At 40.3% G+C, this 8,561-nt stretch carries 6 protein-coding genes; 2 read left to right on the forward strand and 4 right to left on the reverse strand.

The window, feature by feature from the left end:
- Positions 1 to 411: 411 nt before the first annotated feature.
- Entirely contained in the window at positions 412 to 1,068 is a 657-nt protein-coding gene (locus ACYVK4_RS31370; RefSeq protein WP_461131553.1) for a tyrosine-type recombinase/integrase, read from the reverse strand.
- A gap of 188 nt (positions 1,069 to 1,256) precedes the next feature.
- Between ACYVK4_RS31370 and ACYVK4_RS31375 the strand changes: the two genes are divergently transcribed.
- The gene (locus ACYVK4_RS31375; RefSeq protein ID WP_461131554.1) at positions 1,257 to 1,382 is read left to right on the forward strand and encodes a hypothetical protein; all 126 of its coding nucleotides are present in this window, start codon (positions 1,257 to 1,259) and stop codon (positions 1,380 to 1,382) included.
- 316 nt (positions 1,383 to 1,698) lie between these two features.
- On the opposite strand, the gene ACYVK4_RS31380 is transcribed toward ACYVK4_RS31375, so the two are convergent.
- The 3 genes from ACYVK4_RS31380 to ACYVK4_RS31390 form a co-directional block, all read right to left on the reverse strand.
- Complete coding sequence (locus ACYVK4_RS31380) at positions 1,699 to 2,268, reverse strand: Fic family protein (protein ID WP_461131555.1); 570 nt, start codon at positions 2,266 to 2,268, stop codon at positions 1,699 to 1,701.
- Positions 2,269 to 4,236: 1,968 nt separating this feature from the next.
- Entirely contained in the window at positions 4,237 to 5,139 is a 903-nt protein-coding gene (locus tag ACYVK4_RS31385; protein WP_461131556.1) for a ParB N-terminal domain-containing protein, read from the reverse strand.
- A gap of 12 nt (positions 5,140 to 5,151) precedes the next feature.
- Positions 5,152 to 6,105, reverse strand: coding sequence for a ParA family protein (locus tag ACYVK4_RS31390; RefSeq protein ID WP_461131557.1), 954 nt, complete (start codon positions 6,103 to 6,105; stop codon positions 5,152 to 5,154).
- Positions 6,106 to 7,165: 1,060 nt separating this feature from the next.
- Between ACYVK4_RS31390 and ACYVK4_RS31395 the strand changes: the two genes are divergently transcribed.
- Positions 7,166 to 8,110 carry a replication initiation protein gene (locus ACYVK4_RS31395; RefSeq protein WP_461131558.1) on the forward strand — a complete coding sequence of 315 codons (945 nt, stop codon included), beginning with the start codon at positions 7,166 to 7,168 and terminating at the stop codon, positions 8,108 to 8,110.
- The last annotated feature ends 451 nt before the right edge of the window (positions 8,111 to 8,561 follow it).

The raw sequence follows: 8,561 nt of genomic DNA on the forward strand, positions 1-8,561 counted from the left end.
AAACATTGGGATTGTTAGCCAGGTGCTTTTGAATCAAATCTTCGTCGTTGAGTTGGGCTTTAGTAATCATAATTATTAATTATAGTATTCCCTAGTACTATTCTTCTTCCTTTATTGATACAAATCTGTTTTCTTTTAATGAAAATTAGGAACAATTTTCGATGAAGCGTCGATTTTACACGTTTTATGGTTAATAGGTTACCTTAATAGGAAACTAACCAATAAGTTATATAAAAGGAATAATCAATCCAGAGCCTTTACAATATGTTGTTTTTTCACTATCTATTTAATAGAATTTGTTACAAACGAGCTGTTGTACAACTCCGAATAGATAAAGCTTTCCGAAGTGTATAACATAATCAATCGGTAGAACTGGTACAGCCGAGTAAATGGTAATCTATACGCCTTTGCCTAGTCCGGAAGATTGTGAAAGTACGTTTTAAGAGTTTGCTTCAAGGTGTAAAACTGCGTTGTTTCTATTGATTCATGGCGCAGATGCTGCTGAATGTACAATAAGTCAACGCCTTCCTCCAACAGTAGTTGAGCGGTGGTATGCCGAAGGCTGTGGGCCGACATGCCCTTCTTTTTAAGGCCATTTTTCCGCAGGTGCTTGTTGGTTATGTAGCGAATCTGAGCCGTGGACAGATTAATAAATAGAGGCGTTTTCTGATCATTTTCGGGCAGCGGCCACTGCTGTATACTCCGCAGGTAATCCGCCAGCGGACCCAGGCAAGCCTCGAAAAGCTTAACGGGCTTTTTGGTGCTTTTTCCTTTTTCCAGCACATGAAGCAGGCGACGCTCAACATCCACATCCGAAAGTTGGAGACGCGTTAGTTCAACGGTACGCAGTCCCTCCAAACTTAACAGCGCCAGGATGGCCCGGTCGCGGGGCAAGGCTGCCGAGGTCAGCAGGTCGGTTCGCTCCCCGGCTTCCAGGCTCTCTTTGTAGAATCGGCGCTCCACCGTAAAGCCTTTCACCGCATGCACATCCTGCAAGACTTCGACCTGTTCGGAGGTAAGGGCCAGTTCCTTCCGCTTCCCAACGCACCAGGCAGCTAGTTGCTTCACCGGGGACAGGTAAACATTAATGGTGAATGGGGACTTTCCCTGCTGAGCTGGGTGATGTAGTCATTGACCGTTATACCGGTCAGTGAGGCTGGCCGACTCTGCTGCCGCCGCTGCCCATCGATATAGCGAAAAAAAGCGTTCAGCGCCTGAATATAGGTCTGTTTGGATCGATCTCCTTTCAATACTTTGTGCTCCCCAATGAAGCGCAGGACCAGCTCATTGGCCGCCGGAGAAATCTATTTTTTGGGCGGGTCCGCCAAGACCAGCGGGTAGCCCAGTTGCTGATAAAAGAAAAGAAATTTGCGCAGGGGTGAGATGCGATTGGGCCGAAAGCCGGTTGTGTAGATTCCCAGGCTAAACCGATCCACGCCATACCCCTGCTGTAAGCAGAAGTCGAGGTAGGCCCGGGCATGACGGGGGTAGTTACTGGAGGTCGGCAGCGTACTGGCAAAATAGCGATTAGTCGGGATACGGTGTAACTCGCCGGGGCGGAGGCCGGAGATGGGGAACGATCGTCGGGACGTCTGACAAGTAGTGGCATTCCAGTGGTAGTTAATAGGGGATTAATGGGTGATGTGTCGAAACCGGGATGGCCTCAGCACCTGGGAAGGGAAAGCTTCTCCATAAGGGCTAGGACGGTTGTTGGCTAAGACGTTTACACTCCGTCTGTAAATAGGTAGTGAGTTGTGAATACATGAAATCCAGGAAAGGTCTGGCAAAAGACTGCGTCTGAGGTTGATCAAAAGCCCGCCTGTAGGCCTGCCGATCAACGGCGTGTACTAAACTGATGGGTAAGTCGTGGTAGTACTGAACGTAATTCATCAGCAGGCGAGCCACCCGGCCGTTTCCCTCCCTAAAGGGCTGCAGGCAGAGCAGGTCGTAATGCACCTGAAAGGAAAGATCATAAAGTTGACGCATGGTTTTCGTGGTGGCCGGGTCTGTATTCAGCTGCTTGAGCAGTTTATCCACAACGGCGGGTAGTTTCTGCGCATCGATTAACTTGCGATGGGCCGTCATGGGACTGGCCAGCCGGAATGCGCCCTGGCTGGAGTCATAACTTCCCAGTATTGAATGCAGGGGTCCACCCGTCCGGCGCATCAGGGCCGCGCCGATGGTTTGAAGTCGGGCCCGATTTAGGGGTTCCCGGTCGGCGGCCCAGGCCAGCATCTGCTGTTGAGCCTGCTGATAATCTACCAGCATCTAATGATGGGCGGTCGATTTACTGTCCGTGGTTTCGCCTTTCTCCAGCAACGCCAGACTTTCGGCAAACGTTAGGCTACAGCCATCCAGGGCGGCTGAGTGATAGATGTGAATTAACCCGATGTTACCCCCCCTTGAAGCGAGTCCCCGGTCAGCTCACGATATCAGCTTAGCAAGGCGGGTAAGATCAGGCTCGATGATTGGGCTGGATGCATAGGAACAAACGGGAATAAGGATCGGTGTACAGATATTGAAACGTCGTAAATAGCGACGGGTAATGAACATTAGCAAAAGTGAGTTCAAAAGTGTCGCATTTACTGTCAATTTGCATGCCTTTACATGATCCAGTTACAAGCCCTGATTAAGTCGATGAACTGGATGATCCCTGTATCCACGTGGTTTCAACGTAGGCATTCATGCAAACTGTGGAATAGGCTAGTCAATAGGAGACAGATGAATGGTTGATACCTAGCCAGGACTAACTTTTTTCGGAGCAATAATAAGGGATTCTTAAGTAATTTTTACGAACCAATCGAGTCCCTAAACCGCTCACATTCGTGTTCTTGCTGTCAATCGGTCTTCCTGCACATATAAGATAGTAGACTTATGGCCCCAATCAGTTTGCCAATTGAAATGGCTAGTTTCAACGTGTCTGTTGTCATAGATGTATTTGGTTGATTTTGTTGAAGCTAGTTGATTCAATTCAATCGAAATTTCCTTTGCATTTCACCTCACAGTTAATTAAATGAAGTATTCAATCCAAGAAGCCTTTTTGTGGACGAGAATCCGAAACGACACTTTTGCAGTTCTTGCCGGGAACTAACTCAAATAACGTGTTTAGTTTGAGCTAGAATAACGTTGGGTCGGCTGTGCTGGTGAATACAACCACAACTTACAGCTATAGTTACAATGTGACTCATTTGCCAATCCGTCGAACAACGGCCACCTCTGCGGGCATAACAGAGATCTTAGACAATCAGTACGAAGCATACTGATTGCTTACCGGCGGGTGGGTGGACGATATGGGGTGACGATGACCGTTTTCCCCGTTACCATTTTCGTCGTTTCCTTACGGAGGACATCCTTTTACCCGATAGCGGTAGTCAGATGAGCACACATGCTTTAATTGGCGGCCTGTAAGCTAATTCTGCCCCTGTCATTACCGGCATTACGCTAGGGGGTGAACCCGGTCGGCCGGCAGGTAAGTGAATCCTTTACTCATCGGCCCGAATAAGTAATTGCATCTGCTTATCAACATTCTTCAAATCAATCTTCAACGACAACTCTTGATGAGCTGTCGTTGAAGGCTCGTTTCAATAAAGCGTTGTTGCTCTTTAACTAACTGTTGCATTTGCGCATACACTAGAAAGTAGCCGCTGGCGAAGAAGACTTAAAATTGCTGATTTTTGCAATACGAGGGGGGTGGTTGCCAATGATGAAGTTTATGCCGAAAACGGTATTTATACTCGGAAATTCGGATAACATCAACTAAATCTGTCGTTGTAAACTGCTCTAGGTAAGGATACGCGTTCATTAGGCGAAGGGTTTTCGTGAACGAAATCTTTAAAACTATAGATTATATTTCTTCAAAAAGTAGCCAATAATTTCTTCTCTAATATTAAAACCTCATAGATGGTACATTTGCGATAGGGTTCGATAGTTAAATCGTATTATGTTTAAAAGATAGGTAGTGTTCTTACCTCTTTGGTGAGCCATTTTTGGCTGGACTTTAATTAACCTTCCGATACTAAACCGGCGTCATGAACTTTAAGGCTTGCTGGGCTCGCTCCGTACCATACTCAATTAAGTAGGTTGCCACTGGCTGGCTTCCTGCGGCTGTATTTCGTCAACTGAAAGAGGACAGCTGCGGATGGGCTGCTTGAGCGGTGAGAAGCGAAGAGTAAATTTTAGAAATTTTCCTTTCTGTATAATGTTGCCAATTTGGCAACATTATACAGAAAGGCTGGTTTACAGATTTTTAAGGTTTTTTACCTTTTTTAATAAGGTTATAATTTTGTTGCAAGTGTATTTAAGGTTAGGTGAATTAACGTCTAGTTGTGCTACCGTAATAGTGATTTGTTTTATGACCTCAGCAGCTTTATCATCGTAAGTAAACTCCTTAGTATGGTTTGATAATATTGGTTCATTAAATGCTAGTAGGTCGGGGAGAGAGAGTGAAGGAGATTTTATGTCAGAGACTCGTCCAATGGTCCTAATTAATTCTTTGGCTACTTTCTGTTTGCCACTTAAAACTTCCTGCTTTAGATCAGGAGTTAGTTTATCAATACCTTCTGAATATTCACGATCTCGATGAATTGTGCGTGGTGATACCTTAAATTCCTTCGCTAAACGATCTTGAGTTCGCTGAGCTACGCTTTTCTCATCTTCGCTTTCTTCTTGGACAGGTCTACCAGCGATATGACGTTCATTTCGGTATTTTAGTCCTCTTAGATAGGATGTCTGCTCAGGCGTTAGGTTACGGCGTCCTAACTGGTTATTAATCATGAAGTCGCGAACGGCCTGCATATTTAGAAATTCCCGTATTATTACTTTGAAATCAATTGAATGATTTTTACATATCGAATACCGATTATGCCCATCCACTAATATGTTAACTGGTGAATCGTCGTCACTTCCATCGATCATTCCTTTGTTAGTTTGCCAAATTAATAAGGCATCTCGGCAACCTTCTTTACGAATGTTCTCTTCTAACTGCTCGTACTCACTCTTTTGTAGTTTTGGAATAAGTGCTTGTAATTCAGGGAGAATTGTGACGCTGGCTTTCACCTCATCTAGTATACCCTGCATCAAATTGGCCTTGTTTCTATGTAATACAGGAGATTCCCCAGAAGCCGTTGCAAATCGTTTCATAAGATAGAGAGCTTAAAAAGAATGGTTAGCAAATACTTCGTCAGCTAATGATTGATAATCGACGGCACCTGTAGAGGTTGGCTTGTAATCAAAAATGGTTTTACCTACATATTGTGATTCAGCAATTGCCACATTTTGGCGAATTTCCGTTTTAAAAAAAGGTTGACCTTTCAAATTATCCCGTACCTTACCCATTAATTCACGATGGAGTACTAACTGAGGATTTACTTGAGCCATCACAATACCTTCAACTTTTAATCTGGGGTTGAATGACTCTTGAATATCAGTGATTAGTTCTAGCAAGTTATACATTCCTTTAACTGCTGATGCCTCCGGTTCAAGAACAACTAGGGCCGCAGCGGAAGCAACTAAAGCAGAATAGGTGAATATATTTAAGGATGGTGGGCAGTCAATTAAGATATAATCATACTTAGTTAATAGTGGAGCTAATATATTTCTGAAACGTAGTACTCCACTTGGAGTTTTAATAAGCTCAGCTTCTGCTCTAGATAATTCTAAATCACTTGCTACTAGATCGTAGGAGTCTGATAAACTAATTACAGGCATTTCAATTCCAGCTGTCAGCGCTTGAAACAACTGTCTATCTGGATTATGGATTCCCAAACTTTGGGAAAGATTCCCTTGAGAATCCATATCGATTAACAAAACTGATTGGTGACGATTTACTAGCCCCTTACCTAAATTAATTGTGGTAGTAGTTTTTCCTACTCCTCCTTTATGGTTAACTACGGAAATGACTGTTGCTCGGTGATTTTGAAACTTTTCTATGCCATACTGTGCTAAAACGGGTTCTAAGGCTCGCAAGTGAGACTCAGTTAATCTACGCTGACCACTTATCGCTTTTGCTAATGTACCGGTTGGAAGGTGAGCTTCCTTAGTTAATCCTGAATGAGAAAGCGTTGGTTTCTTTTTCAGAAAGGCGCATACCTCGTCATGAGTAAGCATAATAGAGGAGAGATTTTTGCCATAAATTTATACCTTTTTTAGTACAAACGTACTTTTTTGGTATAACTTCCTACCCCTTTAATAGTTATAACTCGTTTATTTATGGTTTATACGGCAATCAATGGCTTACAATATTTCTAAAATCAATAGATATGTGTTTCGTTAAGAGTAACAAATTGATTGTTAGTTAATTATGCTTTAACTTTCAGTAATTGTATGATTTCTCAACTTGTAATTATAATTTTTAGCAAATACTAAATGACTACCACTATTAGTAATTTGTTGATTATCAATAGTTTAGTTAATTAATTTCAGTAATTGTATGATTTTTTTAAATTCTTAACTTGATTAATACCAGTAGTATTAAAGTCAGTTGACTAATTACCAGAGCTTTACGCCATAACTTTCAGTTATTGTATGATAAATTTTTACTCTTATACTTATTATCTAAATAATTTTTTATTTAAATTTTTTCTATATAAATTACTGGCTATCAGTAAGTTATAGTTTTACTTTCAGAAATTATATTATATCATTTTGTAAATTAAGGGTTACACTGGTTCAGTACTATCAATTGTCTTTTATAACTTACTGATATACAGAAATTTACTAATTAACTTTCAGATATTGTATGTTTTATATCTATGTAAATCGTATAATAGCATTTTAGCTAAATCACTGACTATCAACAATATGGGCCTTAACTTTCAGATATTGTATGATTCGGCGTAAAACAATATATTTTTTTTAATGACTTTTCTTGATTTTTTTAGGACTTATCCACATTTTTTATCTTTATTTTCTTACAGTCAAATATTGTGAATCATTTTTTTATTGAATTATTTGATTATTTGGCTGTTCTATAACGTCTTGATTATTAAGTATTTAGAACAAGTTATTTTCAGAGATAGTATGTTAACTTTCAGAAATTGTATTGTTATTTTCAGAAATTGTCAGATTTAACTTTCAGGAATTATATGGTTATAAGCCATTAACTTTCAGGAATAGTCAGAGACTTTTCAGAAATTGTATGGTTAATAAACATCCTAGGTGATTCATTATGGCAGAAGTTAGCAAACGTACTGAAAATAGACGTAAGGGTGATAAAGTGGTACATACATTGCTTTATCAAGGGAATAGCATAACAACAGCTCGTTATGAGATGAGCGAGTTGCAAAAGAACTTAATGTATACGCTTCAAGCTGCTGTACGGCCAGAAGATACTAATGATACGGTGTATACCTTCAAGGTTCAAGACATAATGCATGACCTTGATAGAGACCCTGATAATGGGTATCGAAATTTACAGGAAGCGACAAAAGGAATGATGCAAGTTGTTTTTGAAATGTATGTTAATGGTCAACTTGTTCAAGTGAATCCCTTTTCAAGTGCTGTTTACGACTATGGAAGAGGAACAATCAGTCTTCGGGTTGATCCTAATATGCGTCCCTTACTCACCGGTCTAACTGGCAATTTTACAACATTCGGTAAAGAAATGGCCATGCGTATGACGGGAAAATATGCTAAGCGGTTGTATGAGATGTTTTCACAGTGGAAAGACATTGGCACCTTTAAAATAGCTATACTTGATCTAAAGCATCGGCTAAATTTATTTGATCCTGAATCCGGAAAAGAAGAGTATAATATCTCCAATTTTTTTCGCTTCGTTATTGACCCAGCCGTAAACGAAATAAACCAACGAAGTGATTTATTGGTCCGGTTTCGTCAGCATAAGACAGGGCGAAAGATTACAGACTTAACATTTACCATAAAATGGGTTAGGCTTGAACAAGAGTTGTTTCTACCTGGAATTGATAGTGATGCAACACTGCTAGGGGATAGGTTAATGTCTCGTTTCGGTCTAAGAGCAGATCAGCGGGATCGAGTGTTAGCTAATTTTGATTTAGGAGTTATTAGGAAAAAGCTTTTAGAAATTGAAAAGCGAAATTCAAGCAAAGCCATTGAAAACTGGGGAGCTTATACTGCAAAAGTATTCGCAGTATAGAAGTTTGAGCATATCAACCAGTTAAGGGCAAACAGTCAATATAAGTTGACGTTAGCAAACTATGTATTAAAATTGGCTAAAACTTATCATTATGTTTTATATCTCAACTAAATCTTGCATTTGATGGTTAAAATTTAACCTAATCACTGAAAAATTATATAAATATAGTATAATATATAACCTTTTAGTGAAAAAACTGAGTATTACCAACAAAAACATGTTTATTAGTAAGCTTTGTAAAAGCCATCTCGCCGACTAAAACTTGTAATTGACCGCCTAAACCTCGCTTTTCATGCAACTACTCCTTTGTATCACCTAAATTTTGTTTAATATTAGATAACATTCTGACAATAAGACAGTTGACTAATGACAAATCAATCAAGCATAATATTAGTAAAAGGATAAAGAATCGAAACAAAAAAATCTGCAGAAGGCAAAAAAGGCATTTTCA

The sequence above is a fragment of the Spirosoma aerophilum genome (assembly GCF_054782495.1).